This is a genomic window from Pseudomonas sp. TMW22090, assembly GCF_022496665.1.
Taxonomy (GTDB): Bacteria; Pseudomonadota; Gammaproteobacteria; order Pseudomonadales; family Pseudomonadaceae; genus Aquipseudomonas; species Aquipseudomonas gregormendelii.
The window spans coordinates 266,736-280,446 of the sequence record NZ_SCFH01000008.1 but is presented as its reverse complement, the minus strand read 5'-3'; the positions used below and the strand labels follow the sequence as shown (position 1 = coordinate 280,446).

The following is a 13,711-nucleotide window of genomic DNA, read 5'->3' as shown; positions in this document are numbered from 1 at the left end:
TCCATTGGCGTGTTCTGCGTCCTGATCACAATGGCGGTGACGGCATGAGCACCGAGTTCGCAATACGCGACCAACGCGACGTCACTCGACTGATGGGCTTCTTCCATGGCTCCGACTTCACCAAGCCGAAAATGGTGGTGATCAAGGATGTGGATCGATCCGCCGAACAGAACGCCAAGCTGCATGCCATGTTGACCGACATATCCAAACAGGTGCGCCACGCCGAGAAGGAGTGGTCCGTACTGATCTGGAAGCGCCTGCTGACTGCCGCGTGGCTGCGCGAGGCCGGCGATCAGCCGCAATTGATACCAGCGCTCGATGGGCACGGCTTCGATGTCGTGTATGAGCGCACAAGCAAACTGAGCGTGAAGCAATGCGCGGACCTTATCACCTGGATCGAATGCTTCGGCGCCGAGCACCAGGTGCGCTGGACGCAGAAAGATCATTGGCAGGGGAGGTACTGATGCTCGCCATCAAACAACCCAAAGCCAAGAGCTGCAAGAACCCAGCATGCAGGGCCTCATTCGTCCCGCAGCGCCTCGGGCAAGCGGTGTGCAACTACACCTGCGGACTGGCGATCAAGGAAGTGAATCAGGAGAAGGCGCGCAAGTCGCTTGCCCAGGTCGAACGCCGGGAGATCAAGGTCCGTAAGGAGAAGCTGAAGAGCCGGGCCGAGCACCTCAAAGATACGCAAATCGCCTTCAACGCCTGGGTGCGCGAGCGTGACGCCGAGCTGCCATGCATCAGCTGCGGCCGGCACCACCAGGGCAAGTACGACGCCGGGCATTACCGCACCGTTGGCAGTAACCCGGCGCTGCGCTTCGAGCCGCTGAACTGCCACCGCCAGTGCTCACCGTGCAATACCCAGCTGTCCGGCAACATCGTGAACTACCGCATAGCTCTGGTGAAGCGGATCGGTGCCGAGGCTGTGGATTGGCTGGAAGGGCCTCATGAGGCCAAGAGGTACACCGTCGAAGAGCTGAAGGCGATGACCGCCGACTACCGGGCAAGAACAAGAGAGCTGAAGGGGAGAGCGGCATGAATATCAACTCTGCACGTCAAGCGTGGCACGACTGCACCTACAACCCAGCACCAGGCCAGACATCGGACGTTGTCCAGCTTGGAGTGGTTGTTCAATCGACTGAGCGCGGTCCGACAGCGAACCACGCAATGCACAGCGCGCTGGCTGGGCACATCCAGTCGGCAATCGCCAAGCTCCACCCGCAGGTTCGCCTGTTCGGTGAGTACATGTACGCGGCAAATCGAGACGACGATATCCGGGAAGCAGCCGAGGAGATGATCTTTGGCATGGTGATTTCGAAGTCCAAGCGAATGACCGCGGCGAAGCGAGAAAAGCTCGAGTACGTGGTGAAGGGAGTTATGCGCCGGTACCGGTACATGCACCAGGGCGGCCAGTCGGCAAACGATGACCCGATGAGCAAGCCGGAATCTTTCCGCGCCTGGCTGCTCGCCGAGTACTGAGTGCGACTCGAATCGTTCAATTGGGATCGTGATTGGGAGACGGTTGTGCGCCTCACTTTCGACTGCTGCGAAGACGTCGACAGAATGGCTCTCAGCCCCATCGGAGCGGTTATCTACGAGATGAAAAAGGCCGCTTGACTTCCCGTGCGGCTGAGGGCATCATTTTGCCATATTGAGTATTTTGCCTACGGCAACTTGCTCCACGAACCCGGCCCTCGCGCCGGGTTTTTTCGTTTTCGGCACAGCCACACCCATTGCTCCGAGCTGGGAGTGCTGCTGTCGCCGACTCATTCACCGCAGCCAGGGCGGCCTCACGGAAGGCCTGGACACTGATAAGCCGGCAAGTGCAGTGCTACGACAAAACACCGGCAGCCCGCGTACCTCGTCCTCACCATGCTTACGGGGTAGCGCGAGACTGGATCTGCGAGATCGATGCATTAGGGCGTCGACGTAGAGAGGGTCTCTGGCTGACAGCGTGGAAAGACATGCGCTCCTATTCAGGGCCTCAGAATGATCTGGGGCCTTTTTTGTTCATGCTCCCCAAGGGGAGAACACCGGATGCCTGCCATGCCAGACAGACCTGAGAGCTGGGCCAAGTTCTGGGAGGCAATGAGCAATCCGCTCCTACAGGGCGCAATCATGGCGATCCTCATCTCCCTCCTGCGTGTCTTGTACGACGCCAAAGAAACCAGCAAGCGCCGAATCGTCTTCGAGGCGCTGATCTGCGGGGGGTTGAGCTTGTCTGCCAGCAGCGTCATCGAGTGGATGGCCTGGCCTTCGAATCTTTCTGTTGCTGCCGGAGGGGCTATTGGGTTCCTCGGCGTGACAGCCATCCGAGAAATGGTGACCCGGTTCATCGGGCGCAAGGTGGACTCGGTATGAAGGCATTCGCAGTCGCCGGGATCATCGCCTTGTTCGCCTTCCTTCTGGTGGGCATTCAGCACTACCAGGTCGTGGCCCTGCGCGCTGACGTCAAGTTCGAGGCCGGCGAGAAGAAGAAGGCCGTCGACGCGAATGCCGTCAGCCTGGCCGCCATCACCACCCTGCAAGCTGAAGCGGCCCGTAACGCGGCCTACAGCGCAGACCTGGCCAAGCGCATCAAGGTCAGCGAAGACAAAGCCAAGAAGGCGGAGAAGAACTTTGAAAACCTCAAGCGCAACAGCAAGCCTGTTCGTGATTGGGCTGCTCAGCCTCTCCCTGACGGCCTGCGGGGCAAAGCCGGGACTGGTAACAAAGACGCAGGCCGTAAGAATTGAAGCACCTGCACTGGTGCCATGTGAGCGAATAGACGCGGCAGAAGCTGAAGCCGGTCTGCGCCTGAATGGAGACGTGTGGGAGCTGAAAGATCAAGCCATCAAGCTGCTCGACACCTGTGCCGACCAAGTCGACGCCCAGATCGTGCGCAGCAAGAGCAAGTAACCCGAGGTGTTCCCGATGCAATTGATCGACAACTGGAAGCAGGCCATGAGCCTGACCAGCGTACAGGCGGGAGCTGCGATTGCCGCCCTGGGTATCGCTGAGCAACTGATGCCATCGCTGCAGGCTGTGTTGCCGCCGATTGCCTATGGCGTGCTGGGTGTCCTGGTGATGATTGCCCGGGTGATCCTGCAGCCGAAGCTGACCAAGTAACCGAATCCGCGACACGTTTCGCGAGCAAGCAAATTGTGTCGCGGAATGCGACGAGGGAATCACCATGGCATCGAACACCAATTCATCCCGTGCTGTATCCATGCTGGGAGCTGTAGGCCTGGCAGTCGTTGCGGTCATCGGTCTTCTGTTTCTGATTGCGGGGTAGGGCATGAGCAAGGTAATCGAGATTGTGGTGATTGGCGGAACCGGTACTGGCAAGTCGCATGTGCTGGAGCTGATCGACAAAGCACTTCGCGCTGAGTACGGCCATCACGTACAGATCGCCTCCCATGACCTTTCGTGTGAGCGTGGCCTGGGCAGTCCCGGTGAAAAGCCCCGGGTGTCCGACACCATCTTCAGCCTGAGAGAGCAGGGCGCCGATGAGGGTAAGACGCTTGGCAGCCTGAAGATTGACATCGACACCTCTGAGTTTGATTCGGCGCTGGGCAAGGTCGAGGCGCTGCAGGGTTTCACCACTGGCTATGCCATCGACCCGCTAGAGTCCGCGATCACCAGCGCTGCGCAGACGGCGAACGAGGTTCAAGGCCTTACGGCTCTGATTCTCCAAAGCCACCTGAAGGATCTGTGCGCGATCCAGAAGAAGAAGCTTTCCGCTGAGGATGTCGAGACAACCATAAGCATTGGTGTTGCCGGCCTATCCCGGATGGGTGCGTGACCAAGCGCAACTGGTCGGTATCGGTAGCAGGCTACAAGCCATTCCCGATGCTGACCCTGGATCAAGCGCTGAGCCATGACGATGCATTGGCGTTCGCCCGGTCGATCTGGCCTCGCTGTACGGTGGAGTGAATTCCCATGGATAGGCCAATGCCCCCTGTGTCACTGGTTGACCAGTCCAGCTTCGGGATTCGCCTGACTCCCGCCCCTGAAGTGTGGGAGTGGCTCCAGACCGAGATCCTTTCCGGCACCGGCAGCATCCACAATGAAGACCATGCCCATCTGATCGACGCTGACATCCGCGTGATGTGGGCATCGTCTGCATTCAGCAAGAAGGGACGCACCGTAGTAGGCCAAGCCGAAGAGGTCGCGTTCCGTGCGGGTGGTTGGCAGAAGGCTCGGATGGAACAGCAGATGATGGATTGGTTCGGCGATGTTCCGGCCTACATCATCACCCTGGCCGCCGACTACTGCTCACAGTGCTCCGATGCAGACTTCTGCGCACTGGTCGAGCATGAGCTCTATCACATCGCCCAGGCGAAGGATAAGTACGGCGCCCCAAGGTTCACACAGGAAGGATTGCCCAAGCTGGAGATGCGCGGCCACGACGTCGAAGAGTTCGTCGGTGTGGTCCGTCGCTATGGCGCGAGCCCTGATGTGCAGGAGCTGGTGGACGCTGCAAACAAACCTGCTGAGGTAGGGAAATTGAACATATCGAGGGCCTGCGGAACCTGTCTGCTCAAGTCGGCCTGAGTTCCTGACGGGTTTTGACGGATGACAACCATATGGCAGTGCTACGAAGCGAGGTCAAAGCCTTCATTGTTCAGGCGCTTGCCTGCTTTGATACGCCATCTCAAGTTGTTGAGTCGGTCAAGAAAGAATTTGGCCTTGAGCTGAGCCGGCAGCAGTGCGAATCCCACGACCCGACAAAGTTCGCTGGTCGAGGCCTGGGCGCGAAGTGGACTGAGCTGTTCCATGGCGCCCGCAAGAAGTTTCGCGAAGAGACAGAAGACATCCCGATCGCCAACCGCGCGTATCGATTGCGCGCTCTGGGCCGCATGGCTGAGAAAGCCGAGAACATGAAGAACATGGCGCTGACTGCCCAGTTGCTGGAGCAGGCCGCAAAAGAAGTGGGTGACATCTACGTCAACCGGAACCGCAAGGACGATCCGGATGATGAGCCGGCAATCCCGACCCGCATTCAGGTGGATGTAGTGGACGCGAGGAAGCCGAATGCCGAGCCTTAATGTCCCGCAGTCAAAATTCTTACAGCTTCCCCACAAGTTCAAAGCCTTCGTTGCCGGCTTCGGTTCTGGCAAGACGTGGGTTGGCTGCTCCGCGCTGAGCAAGCACTTCATGGAATGGCCAGGCGTCAACGCTGGTTACTTCGCACCGACTTACCCGCAGATCCGGGACATCTTCTATCCGACAATGGATGAGGTGGCCTTTGACTGGGGGCTGAAGACCAAGATCAACCAGGCGAACCATGAGGTTCACGTTTACAGCGGCCGGCAGTATCGCGGCACGGTGATTTGCCGGTCGATGGAGAAGCCGCAGACGATTGTCGGTTTCAAGATCGGTCACGCACTGGTCGACGAGCTGGACGTGCTGACCGCAATCAAGGCTCAACAAGCTTGGCGCAAGATCATTGCCCGGATGCGTTACAACCTGCCAGGGCTGCGCAACGGGGTGGACGTAACGACGACCCCTGAGGGTTACAAGTTCGTCTATCAGCAGTTCCTCAAGCAGGTCCGCGACAAGCCTTCACTGGGCGAGATGTACGGCCTGGTGCAGGCGAGCACGTTCGACAACGAACTGAACTTGCCACCTGACTACATCCAGTCGCTGATGGAGTCGTACCCGCCGCAGCTGATCCTGGCCTACCTCAACGGTCAGTTCGTCAACCTGACATCGGGTTCGATCTACCACTCGTACGATCGCAAGCTGAACAGCTGCTTCGACACTGTGCAGCCCGGCGAGCCGCTGTTCATCGGCATGGACTTCAACGTCGGCAAGATGGCGGCGATCACGCACGTCAAGCGAGACACCGGCCTGCCGCGTGCTGCTGATGAGCTGGTCGATGGGTACGACACGCCCGACATGATCAGGCGCATCAAAGAGCGCTACTGGCGCCACAACGGAAAGGACTACGAGAAGACCTGCGAAATCAGGATCTACCCGGACGCCTCGGGCGGCTCGCGCAAGTCGGTCAACGCCAGCGAGACGGACATTGCCATTCTACGGCAGGCCGGCTTCTCGGTGATTGCGCCGGCGGCTAACCCGCCAGTGAAGGACCGCATCAACTCAATGAACGCCATGTTCTGCAATGCCCAAGGCGAGCGCCGGTACCTGGTGAATCCGTTCACCTGCCCGACCTATGCCGACGGCCTTGAGCAGCAGGTGTGGGCAGCGAACGGCGAGCCTGACAAAACAGCAGGAGTCGACCACGCGAACGACGCTGGCGGCTACTTCATCCACCACGACTACCCGATCATCAAGCCGATGACCCACATCCCTGTCACCTTCACCTTCTGAGGCCAATATGCCCAACTACAGCGCCAAACGGCAGGAGTACGACGACGCCTTGCCCGGTTGGCAGCTGGTCAAGCGTTGCGTAGCTGGCCCGCGAGAAGTTCGCAAGTACGACGAATACCTGCCCATGCCTGACCCGCTCAACCTGTCGCCTGAGAACCGGGCGCGGTATGAGCAGTTGAAGAAGCGGGCCATGTTCCTGAACGTGGTTGGTCGCACGCGCACCGGCCTGCTGGGCGCCGTGTTTCGCAAGACAGCAGAGAGCGCGCTTCCATCTGCTATCAACTATCTGCTGGAAAATGCTAGCGGAGACGGATCGAGCCTTGAGCAGCTGAGCAAAGAAGCGACCGGCGAGTGCCTCGACACGGGGCGCGGCGGGCTGCTGGTGGACTTCCCGAAGGTCAAACTGCCCGAGGGCCAGACAGCACTGACTGTTGCCCAGGCAGCCAATGCCCGAGCCTACGTGCACTTCTACCCAGCAGAGAGCATCGTCAACTGGCGCGAGGACGTGATCGATGGCGTTCGCCGCCTGGTGCTGGTCGTCCTGCACGAAAAGATCAATGAGCCAACCGAGGACGGTTTCGAGTTCACCGCGAAGGACCAATACCGGGCACTGATCATGATCGACGGCCGGTACGTCCAGCGCGTGTACAGCGAGGACGTTCCAGAGGGCGAAGAGAGTAACCCGACCGACAAGGCCGGCAAGCCCTTCGATCACATCCCTTTCCACTTCTTCGGATCCCAGAACAACGACGCCAGCATCGACAAGGCGCCTCTGGAAGACCTGGCCGAGGTGAACATCCTGCACTACGGCAACAGCGCCACGGTGGAGGAGTCGGGATTCATCAGCTCCCAGCCGACCCTGTTCATTACTACAGACATTCAGCCCGACGAGTTCGTCAAACTGAACCCGAACGGCATGCACATCGGCTCCCGGCGTGGGCACAACCTGGGCAAGTCAGGCACAGCGATCATGCTGCAGGCCAACGAAACCCAGCTGGCCCGCGAGCTGATGAAGGACAAAGAAGAGCAGATGCTCATGATCGGCGCTCGTATCGTCCAGCAGGGCGGTGGCGCTGAGACGGCGGAGGCTGTTCGCATCCGGTACAGCTCGGATAACTCGGTGCTGGGCACGATCGCCGGCAACGTAAGCGAGGCGATCCGCCTGGCCCTTTTCGATGCTCAGCGCTTCATGATGGGCACTGTGGACGAGACCGGGACGGTGTTCTGGCTCAACCAGGAGTTCTTCGATCAGGTCATGGACGCTCAGGCGATCCTGGCCCAGATGCAGCTCTGGCAACAGGGCGTCATCGCCAAGAAGGACTTGCGCACCAACCTGCGCCAGGCCGGTGTGCTGGAGTCGGATCGCACAGACGACGACATCGATGCCGACCGCGAGGATGAAGCACCGGTAGTGGGCAGCGAGCCGAATCCACCAGCTGACCAGAAGCCCGGGGTGAACGATGAGTAGTGAAGGCTATCTGTCGGACGCCACGACCCGTCATCAGATCTACGTCCAGCGATACGCCGGCGGAAACCTGAAGCGGGTCGCATCGTTCATCAGCAAAGCCATCAACACGGCAAAGGTTCGAGTTGCAGCGGGCTTGAGCGCATACGGGACTCAACGGTACACCTCGCAGATAGAAACGCTCCAAGGCGATTTGCGGGGCATCTACGACGATTTGAAGGGCAGGGCGCAGCTGGACCTCGGCGAGTTCGCGGTCTACGAGGCTGAGTTCAATGCCACGATGCTGGGCAAGGTCGTGAAGGCTGTTGTTCAGCTCAGCGTGCCGTCGGCGGAGATGGTTGCGGCTGCGGCCCTGGCTGATCCGCTGCAGCTCGAAGCCCGCAAGGGTGTGCAGCGAATCAGCATCGCCGGCGCGCTCGACCAGTTCGGGACCAAGAAGGCCGCCGAGATCATCGGCGAGATCCAGATCGGTTCCAGCCTGGGCGAGACCAGCCAGCAAATCGGTCGGCGCCTCACCAGCATCCACCAGCTGCATCAGGATCAGGCTACGTCGCTCGTCAGGACCATGACCAACCATGTCGCCAGTTCGGCACGCATGCAGACGCTCAAGGCCAACGACGACATCCTCAAGGGTAAGCGCCGCATCGCCACGCTGGACGGCAGGACATCGCCGTTCTGCCGGTCAATCGACAACCAGGTAGTGCCACTCGATGCGCCTTCGCCGCCATTCCACTGGAACTGCCGAACCTCGGAGATTCCGGTGCTGAAGGATGAGTATGCGCGGGAGATTCCTGGCTCAACCCGGCCCTCAGTAGGGCCTGATGGTGCTGCGCAGGTGTCGAGCAAGAGGACCTATCAGGATTGGCTTTCGCGCCAGCCTGCGGCCTTCCAGCGCGATGTGCTGGGGCCGAGCCGGTACGCCCTGTTCACCAAAGGCGACCTGACGCTCGACAAGTTCATCGACGACAACGGCAAGACGCTCACCCTTCAGCAACTGAAAGATCTGGAGCCGCGCGCCTTCGAGCGAGCAGGGCTCTGACAACGACTCATCAAACGACCGGCCATGAGCCGGTTTTTTTACGCCCGCGGCTGAGCCAACGGCAAATCATCCGGGGGATGAAATGAAATATCTGATCGACAAGGCTGCATACGACGCGCTCGAACCATCCCTGCAGGCTTTCTACAAAGCCCAGGGCGAAGACTACGTGCTGGCTGTTGAGGGGCTGCCCACTGGCGGTGGCGACCTCGAAGGCCTGCGCAACCAGGTGCAAACGCTGCTCACCGAGAAAAAGGAAGAGAAGCGCAAGCGTGATGCTGCCGAAGCCGAGCAGCGCCGCCTCAAGGAAGAGTCGCAGCGCGCCAATGGCGAGTTCGAGCAGCTCTACACCAGCGCCCAGCAGGCACTGGAGGCTGAGCGCGCCAAGAATCAGGAGATTACGGCTCGCGGCGAGCGCCGAGATCTCAGCGCAGCTGCCAGCAAGATCGCCACCGGCATCGCCGACGGCGAGAACGCCGAGATCCTGGCTGAGTTCGTTGAGCGCCGCCTGAAGATCGTAGAAGGCCAGGTCAAGGTCACGGATGCCGCCGGCAACCTGACCATCGCAACACTCGAGGACCTGGCAAAAGAATTCCAGCAAGCGCCGCGCTACGCCTCATTGGTGCGCGGCACGCAAGCGAACGGTGGCGGGGCTGCCGGGGGTAAGGGTGGCGGGGCCACCAAAACGTGGGACCAAATGACCGGCATGGAGCGCGTTGAGCTTCGCCGAACCAACCCCGCCGAGCACGCGCGCATGAAAGCCGCTGCTGAGGCCAAGTAAAAGGATATTCCGCAATGCCAACCATTCTCTCGGACGTCGTGTTTCGCGACGAACTGCGCGACTACATCACCGTCAACAGCGTGGAGCGCACCGCGTTCTTCGAGTCGGGCATCCTGACCACCAACTCGGACATGACCACTCTGCTGGCCAGCCCGTCCAACACCTTCACCATTCCGTGGTGGGTTGACCTGGATGCGTCCATCGAGTCGAACTACTCGAACGACGTGTACACCGACATTGCGGTACCGCTGTCCGTGCACACCGCCTCCATGCAGGCGCGCGCTGCGTACCTCAACGAAGGCTGGAACTGCATGAGCCTGGTGAAGAACATCACCAAGCAGGATCCGCTGGAGTTCGTTGCCGGCCGCCTGATCGCGTACTGGAAGAAGGTTGCCCAGCGCCGTGCGATCGCCACCGTCGTCGGTATCTACAACGACAACGTCGCATCCAACGGCAGCGACATGGTGATCGACGCCGGCGGCCAAATCAGCGCCGCAGCAATCATCCGCGCCAAAGCCACCATGGGTGACTACTCCGGCCAGCTGGGCGGCCTGAGCGTCATCGCGATGCACTCCGTTGTTCAGACCGAGCTGCAGATCCTCAACCTGATCGACTTCACCCCGATCGCTGACCAGATCCCAGAGTTCGGTCGCTTCCAGGGTATGCGCGTCGTGGTTGATGACGGCATGCCTGTGATCGCGGGCACTCCGAACAAATACCTGTCCGTGATCTTCGGCCCGGGCGCCCTGGGTTACGCCGAGGCTCAGCCGGAAGGCGAAGACGGCCTGGAATACGAGCGTGCTCCAGATCGCGGCAACGGTGGCGGTGCCGAAACCCTGTGGACCCGTCGCAACTTCGTTGTGCACCCACTGGGCTACTCGTTCCTGAGCGCCACCATCACCGGCACCCCGACCACCACTCGCCCGATCTCGGCGAACTGGTCCGACCTGGCGCTGGCCACCAACTGGGAGCGCAAATTCGCTCGCAAGCAGGTGCCACTGGCGTTCATCACTTCCACCGTGTCGGCCTGACCGATAGCCGGCCCCTGACGGGGCTGGCAGCTTGAAGGAGATTCACCATGGCAGTAGAAAAAGATAAGCACATCGACCCCAACGTAAAGGCTCGCTGGGGCTTCGGCGGTACCGAAGGAAGCATCACCGTCGGCCCGCAGACCGTGGGCGAGACCGGTGGTGTGGATTCCGCGCGCACCGAATCCGACGAAAAGGCGGCAAGCAACAACGGCGGCGGTGAAAACACCGAAGCAGCCAAGGCCACCAAAGCCTCGAAGTAACACCCGGGGCTTCGGCCCCACTCATTCAAGCGGAGGCCAGATGGCAACCTACATCACTGTGGCGGACGTGGACGCCCTACTCGGGTCGACATGGGCAGCCGATGACAAGAAGGCGCGCGCAGTACTGCAGGCCAACGCCTATCTGACCTCGCTCAATCTGGTCGGTGTCGACATGGATGCCATTCCTGAAGAGGTGAAGCAGGCCGGCGCAGAGCTGGCAGTGGTCGCCTCCCAGGGCAAGCTGTACCAGCAGCACACCGAGGGTTCGCTGGAAGCCAAGACGGTCAAAGCCGGATCGGTAACCACCAGCAAGACCTTCGCCTCGATCGACTCGAGCAAAAGCACTTCGCTGCCTGATGGCGTTCAGTTCGCCCTTGGGCTGCTGGGTCCATGGAGCGGCAGCTCATTCAGTTTCAACGTCTACAGGTGATCCATGGGCCTTCGCGAAGAGATCCAGACCGACCTGGCCGAGGCGTTTGACACTGACCTGGCTGATGCGGTGCAGCCGTTCACCGGTGAGTATCTGGGCCCCGGCGTTTACGACCCGGTGACCGAAGAGACAACCGCCCAGCCCGTGACCTACACCGGGCGCGGCGTGCTGGACAACTACGACAGCCGGCGCATCGACAACGTGAACATCAAGGTCGGCGACGTGCTGCTGATCTGTCTGGCGAACGAAACCACCGACAAGCCCGCCATCGGCCACAAGATCACGACCATCGACCTGCTGACGGGCGAGCCTGCGGTTTACACCATCGTCAACCCGGGCGTGGATCCGGCAGTCGCTCACTACGAGATCCAGATGAGGAAGTGACATGGCCAAGAGCAGAGGGTGGAGCACGCCGCCAAGCTTGTTCGCTGAAGTGGTCGAGGAAGACCTGGTGAAGCGCGTCCGCATGATTGCCCTGGCCCTGCTCAATGAAATCGTCCTGCGGTCGCCGGTTGATACCGGGCGCTTCCGGGGAAACAACATCGTCAGCGTCGGCGCACCGGTCTACAGCAGCACAGCAACCATTGACCCGAGCGGCTCGGACACCATCAGCCGCGGGCTTTCTGCAATGACCGGCCTGGAGCCGTTCACGCAAGTGTTCGTCCAGAACAACCTGATTTACAGCGTGCCGCTCGAGAACGGCCACTCAGCCCAGGCACCGGCGGGCATCTACGGTGTCGCCTTTGCTGGTGTCTCACAGGCCTATAGCTCATGACCTTCGAACAGATCCGCAGCATCGTCATCACCCGCATGACGCAGTGGACCGGCATCCCGGCTACCAGCGTCGACTACCCGAACAACAACGTGCCATTTGACCCGGCCGGCAAATCGATCTGGGCGCGACTGGCGAACATCCCGGGCCTGTCCAGTACGCCTGAGATCGGCCTGACGCCTCATGTGCGCAAGACCGGGATCATCGTGGTTCAACTGTTCGTTCCGACCTACAAGGGGACGCTGGCCATCACCAAGGCCGCTGACACGCTGGTCGAGCACTTCCAATTCTTCAGCCAAAGCGCTTTCGAGTGCTTCGCTGCTTCGTCGGCACTGATCGGTGATGACGGCCTGGGCTTCTGGCAGGTCAACGTTTCAATCCCATACCGGGCGCACTGAGCCCAGCACCACATCCTTTCAGGAGAGCTACCCAATGAGTTCAGGCGCCAAGAACAGAACGGCCTACGTCGAAGAAGTGACGCAGGGCGTGACCCCAGCCACCGGCTGGAAAGAACTGATCCGCACCTCGTATGGCCTGGGCCCAACCCAGAACACCGCCGAGAACAACGAGATCGCGCAGACCCGCATGTCCCAGGGCACGTCGGCGACTACCGTTGATGTCGCTGGCGAGATCGGCCAGAAGTGGCGCTACGGCGGCGCGATCGACGACTTCCTCGAGTCCTGCTTTGGCAGTCGCTGGAACAACAACGTCCTGACTATGGGCGATGAGCGCATCAGCTACTCCCTGGCATCGTTTGCCAGTGACGTGTTGGTGTCCTCGATCGCTCGCGGTGCCCAGGTCGCCAGTATGGCCTTCACCTTCGGTACCGACGACGACATCACCATTGCCACTAACCTGACGGCGATCGGCTGGGAAGGCAAGGTAGACGCCACCCCGTATTTCGCCAGCGCTGCACCCGAGGCGAACGCTGACCGGTTCAACTTCAAGAACTTCACCAGCCTGACCCTGGACGGCGTTGAAGCCACTCCGGAAAGCGGCACCTGCATCAGCGCCATGGACCTGACTTTCGACAACAACGTCCAGACCCAGCGCTGCATCAACAACGGCGCGTTTGTTGGCAACGTCATCCCGACGATCTTCGGCGCTACAGGCTCGATCACCATCGCGTGGTCCGCTGCCTCGTACAACCTGTGGATCAAGCAGCAGACCGGCGGCTCGATCGCGCTGAGCTTCACGCTTGAAAACAATGATGGTCGTTACACCTTCAACTTACCGGAAATGGAAGTGAACGGTGACTGGCCGGACGGCGCCGCTACCGATGTGATCGAGGTTGAGCTCAACGTCGCAGCCCGCCGCACGCCGCCAACCATCACCCGGGCGCCGTATGTGGCACCTACCAGCGTGTCGGTCGCTCCGGCTTCCGTGTCGATCGCCGTAGCCGCAACCCAGCAGCTGACCGCAACTGTCAGCCCGGCAGGCGCGAATCAGGCGGTTACCTGGTCGATCAGTGATCCGACCAAGGCAACCATTTCGCCTTCCGGCCTGGTCACTGGCATCGCCGCCGGCTCGGCTGTAGCGACCGCCACCAGCGTGTCCGATCCGACCAAAACGGTAACCCGCAACATCACCGTCACCGTTTAAACCTCACGACCGC

Annotated in this window: 20 protein-coding genes and 1 pseudogene; all 21 read left to right on the top strand. The window is 60.6% G+C overall.

All coding sequences use genetic code 11. From position 1 onward, the window contains the following. Window positions 1-44 precede the first annotated feature (44 nt). The 21 genes and pseudogenes from EQV97_RS22560 to EQV97_RS22465 all read left to right on the top strand — a co-directional run bounded on the left by EQV97_RS22560 (window position 45) and on the right by EQV97_RS22465 (window position 13,698). Entirely contained in the window at window positions 45-464 is a 420-nt protein-coding gene (locus EQV97_RS22560) for a recombination protein NinB (RefSeq protein WP_240890070.1), read from the top strand. Further along, entirely contained in the window at window positions 464-1,042 is a 579-nt protein-coding gene (locus EQV97_RS22555) for a recombination protein NinG (RefSeq protein WP_240890069.1), read from the top strand. The genes EQV97_RS22560 and EQV97_RS22555 overlap by 1 nt, the downstream gene beginning before the upstream one ends. After that, window positions 1,039-1,620, top strand: a pseudogene (locus tag EQV97_RS22550) (hypothetical protein). The gene EQV97_RS22555 and the pseudogene EQV97_RS22550 overlap by 4 nt, the downstream one beginning before the upstream one ends. 429 nt (window positions 1,621-2,049) lie before the next feature. Then, a complete protein-coding gene (locus tag EQV97_RS22545; protein ID WP_240890108.1) occupies window positions 2,050-2,364 on the top strand; it encodes a phage holin, lambda family in 315 nt (104 codons plus the stop codon). Beyond that, entirely contained in the window at window positions 2,361-2,738 is a 378-nt protein-coding gene (locus tag EQV97_RS22540) for a hypothetical protein (protein ID WP_240890068.1), read from the top strand. The genes EQV97_RS22545 and EQV97_RS22540 overlap by 4 nt, the downstream gene beginning before the upstream one ends. A 178-nt stretch (window positions 2,739-2,916) precedes the next feature. Continuing rightward, window positions 2,917-3,111: a hypothetical protein gene (locus tag EQV97_RS22535; RefSeq protein ID WP_201148352.1), complete on the top strand. Its 195-nt coding sequence runs from the start codon at window positions 2,917-2,919 to the stop codon at window positions 3,109-3,111. Window positions 3,112-3,280: 169 nt separating this feature from the next. Then, window positions 3,281-3,787: a hypothetical protein gene (locus EQV97_RS22530; RefSeq protein WP_240890067.1), complete on the top strand. Its 507-nt coding sequence runs from the start codon at window positions 3,281-3,283 to the stop codon at window positions 3,785-3,787. After that, window positions 3,784-3,918, top strand: coding sequence for a hypothetical protein (locus tag EQV97_RS28910; RefSeq protein WP_276614341.1), 135 nt, complete (start codon window positions 3,784-3,786; stop codon window positions 3,916-3,918). Before EQV97_RS22530 ends, EQV97_RS28910 begins: the two co-directional genes overlap by 4 nt. A 6-nt stretch (window positions 3,919-3,924) precedes the next feature. Further along, on the top strand, window positions 3,925-4,539 hold the full coding sequence (locus EQV97_RS22525) for a putative metallopeptidase (protein ID WP_240890066.1): 615 nt from the start codon (window positions 3,925-3,927) through the stop codon (window positions 4,537-4,539). Window positions 4,540-4,571: 32 nt separating this feature from the next. Further along, window positions 4,572-5,033, top strand: a complete 462-nt coding sequence (locus EQV97_RS22520; RefSeq protein ID WP_225568800.1) for a DUF2280 domain-containing protein — start codon at window positions 4,572-4,574, stop codon at window positions 5,031-5,033. Next, window positions 5,020-6,321, top strand: a complete 1,302-nt coding sequence (locus tag EQV97_RS22515; protein WP_240890065.1) for a terminase family protein — start codon at window positions 5,020-5,022, stop codon at window positions 6,319-6,321. Before EQV97_RS22520 ends, EQV97_RS22515 begins: the two co-directional genes overlap by 14 nt. A 7-nt stretch (window positions 6,322-6,328) precedes the next feature. Then, the gene (locus EQV97_RS22510) at window positions 6,329-7,789 is read left to right on the top strand and encodes a DUF4055 domain-containing protein (protein WP_240890064.1); all 1,461 of its coding nucleotides are present in this window, start codon (window positions 6,329-6,331) and stop codon (window positions 7,787-7,789) included. Then, window positions 7,782-8,825: a phage minor head protein gene (locus tag EQV97_RS22505; protein WP_240890063.1), complete on the top strand. Its 1,044-nt coding sequence runs from the start codon at window positions 7,782-7,784 to the stop codon at window positions 8,823-8,825. The genes EQV97_RS22510 and EQV97_RS22505 overlap by 8 nt, the downstream gene beginning before the upstream one ends. Before the next feature lie 82 nt (window positions 8,826-8,907). After that, window positions 8,908-9,603, top strand: a complete 696-nt coding sequence (locus tag EQV97_RS22500) for a hypothetical protein (RefSeq protein WP_240890062.1) — start codon at window positions 8,908-8,910, stop codon at window positions 9,601-9,603. Window positions 9,604-9,617: 14 nt separating this feature from the next. Continuing rightward, window positions 9,618-10,634: a hypothetical protein gene (locus tag EQV97_RS22495; RefSeq protein ID WP_240890061.1), complete on the top strand. Its 1,017-nt coding sequence runs from the start codon at window positions 9,618-9,620 to the stop codon at window positions 10,632-10,634. A 47-nt stretch (window positions 10,635-10,681) separates the two neighbouring features. Continuing rightward, on the top strand, window positions 10,682-10,894 hold the full coding sequence (locus tag EQV97_RS22490) for a hypothetical protein (RefSeq protein ID WP_240890060.1): 213 nt from the start codon (window positions 10,682-10,684) through the stop codon (window positions 10,892-10,894). 40 nt (window positions 10,895-10,934) lie between these two features. Beyond that, on the top strand, window positions 10,935-11,324 hold the full coding sequence (locus EQV97_RS22485) for a DnaT-like ssDNA-binding protein (RefSeq protein WP_240890059.1): 390 nt from the start codon (window positions 10,935-10,937) through the stop codon (window positions 11,322-11,324). A gap of 3 nt (window positions 11,325-11,327) precedes the next feature. Next, window positions 11,328-11,708: a glutamate 5-kinase gene (locus EQV97_RS22480; RefSeq protein WP_240890058.1), complete on the top strand. Its 381-nt coding sequence runs from the start codon at window positions 11,328-11,330 to the stop codon at window positions 11,706-11,708. Window position 11,709: 1 nt separating this feature from the next. Next, window positions 11,710-12,099: an HK97 gp10 family phage protein gene (locus tag EQV97_RS22475; RefSeq protein WP_240890057.1), complete on the top strand. Its 390-nt coding sequence runs from the start codon at window positions 11,710-11,712 to the stop codon at window positions 12,097-12,099. Next, a complete protein-coding gene (locus EQV97_RS22470; protein WP_240890056.1) occupies window positions 12,096-12,494 on the top strand; it encodes a phage tail terminator-like protein in 399 nt (132 codons plus the stop codon). The genes EQV97_RS22475 and EQV97_RS22470 overlap by 4 nt, the downstream gene beginning before the upstream one ends. A gap of 34 nt (window positions 12,495-12,528) precedes the next feature. Continuing rightward, window positions 12,529-13,698 (top strand): phage tail tube protein, encoded by a 1,170-nt coding sequence (locus tag EQV97_RS22465; RefSeq protein ID WP_240890055.1) that lies wholly within the window; start codon window positions 12,529-12,531, stop codon window positions 13,696-13,698. Window positions 13,699-13,711 lie beyond the last annotated feature (13 nt).

What these genes read in the sequence shown, in the direction of transcription:
- EQV97_RS22560 (WP_240890070.1), top strand. Translation starts at nt 45, where the DNA reads ATGAGCACCGAGTTCGCAATACGCGACCAACGCGACGTCACTCGACTG.
- EQV97_RS22555 (WP_240890069.1), top strand. Translation starts at nt 464, where the DNA reads ATGCTCGCCATCAAACAACCCAAAGCCAAGAGCTGCAAGAACCCAGCA.
- EQV97_RS22545 (WP_240890108.1), top strand. Translation starts at nt 2,050, where the DNA reads ATGCCAGACAGACCTGAGAGCTGGGCCAAGTTCTGGGAGGCAATGAGC.
- EQV97_RS22540 (WP_240890068.1), top strand. Translation starts at nt 2,361, where the DNA reads ATGAAGGCATTCGCAGTCGCCGGGATCATCGCCTTGTTCGCCTTCCTT.
- EQV97_RS22535 (WP_201148352.1), top strand. Translation starts at nt 2,917, where the DNA reads ATGCAATTGATCGACAACTGGAAGCAGGCCATGAGCCTGACCAGCGTA.
- EQV97_RS22530 (WP_240890067.1), top strand. Translation starts at nt 3,281, where the DNA reads ATGAGCAAGGTAATCGAGATTGTGGTGATTGGCGGAACCGGTACTGGC.
- EQV97_RS22525 (WP_240890066.1), top strand. Translation starts at nt 3,925, where the DNA reads ATGGATAGGCCAATGCCCCCTGTGTCACTGGTTGACCAGTCCAGCTTC.
- EQV97_RS22520 (WP_225568800.1), top strand. Translation starts at nt 4,572, where the DNA reads ATGGCAGTGCTACGAAGCGAGGTCAAAGCCTTCATTGTTCAGGCGCTT.
- EQV97_RS22515 (WP_240890065.1), top strand. Translation starts at nt 5,020, where the DNA reads ATGCCGAGCCTTAATGTCCCGCAGTCAAAATTCTTACAGCTTCCCCAC.
- EQV97_RS22510 (WP_240890064.1), top strand. Translation starts at nt 6,329, where the DNA reads ATGCCCAACTACAGCGCCAAACGGCAGGAGTACGACGACGCCTTGCCC.
- EQV97_RS22505 (WP_240890063.1), top strand. Translation starts at nt 7,782, where the DNA reads ATGAGTAGTGAAGGCTATCTGTCGGACGCCACGACCCGTCATCAGATC.
- EQV97_RS22500 (WP_240890062.1), top strand. Translation starts at nt 8,908, where the DNA reads ATGAAATATCTGATCGACAAGGCTGCATACGACGCGCTCGAACCATCC.
- EQV97_RS22495 (WP_240890061.1), top strand. Translation starts at nt 9,618, where the DNA reads ATGCCAACCATTCTCTCGGACGTCGTGTTTCGCGACGAACTGCGCGAC.
- EQV97_RS22490 (WP_240890060.1), top strand. Translation starts at nt 10,682, where the DNA reads ATGGCAGTAGAAAAAGATAAGCACATCGACCCCAACGTAAAGGCTCGC.
- EQV97_RS22485 (WP_240890059.1), top strand. Translation starts at nt 10,935, where the DNA reads ATGGCAACCTACATCACTGTGGCGGACGTGGACGCCCTACTCGGGTCG.
- EQV97_RS22480 (WP_240890058.1), top strand. Translation starts at nt 11,328, where the DNA reads ATGGGCCTTCGCGAAGAGATCCAGACCGACCTGGCCGAGGCGTTTGAC.
- EQV97_RS22475 (WP_240890057.1), top strand. Translation starts at nt 11,710, where the DNA reads ATGGCCAAGAGCAGAGGGTGGAGCACGCCGCCAAGCTTGTTCGCTGAA.
- EQV97_RS22470 (WP_240890056.1), top strand. Translation starts at nt 12,096, where the DNA reads ATGACCTTCGAACAGATCCGCAGCATCGTCATCACCCGCATGACGCAG.
- EQV97_RS22465 (WP_240890055.1), top strand. Translation starts at nt 12,529, where the DNA reads ATGAGTTCAGGCGCCAAGAACAGAACGGCCTACGTCGAAGAAGTGACG.